Source organism: Arthrobacter sp. SIMBA_036 (assembly GCF_046535135.1).
Classification (GTDB): Bacteria; Actinomycetota; Actinomycetes; order Actinomycetales; family Micrococcaceae; genus Arthrobacter.
On record NZ_JAWRXG010000361.1, the window covers coordinates 1 to 250 of the forward strand.

Below are 250 nucleotides of genomic sequence, written 5' to 3' on the forward strand. Positions count from 1 at the left end.
GATTGAGGCGCTGCTGGCCAGCCTCGTCAGCCCGCAATTCGTCACCGGCCTCGATGACGACATTGCCAGGCTCGTTGCAGCCGGCGATGACAAGGCGCTCATCGCCCATATCGATCAGACGATGGAAGCGACCGGCTATTCGACCAATGCCAGCCGCTCGCCTGCCGATATTGCCCGCCGCCTCAGGGAAAAGCTGGTGCTGTCGGAAACAAGGCTCGATGACGATGCCTTCCGCGTGCTGGAAGAATTC

At 61.2% G+C, this 250-nt stretch carries 1 protein-coding gene; it reads left to right on the forward strand.

Translation table 11 applies throughout. The features are described from left to right. Nucleotides 1–250 (forward strand): hypothetical protein (locus SB659_RS20180; protein WP_410551713.1); only part of this gene is annotated, 250 nt, incomplete at both ends.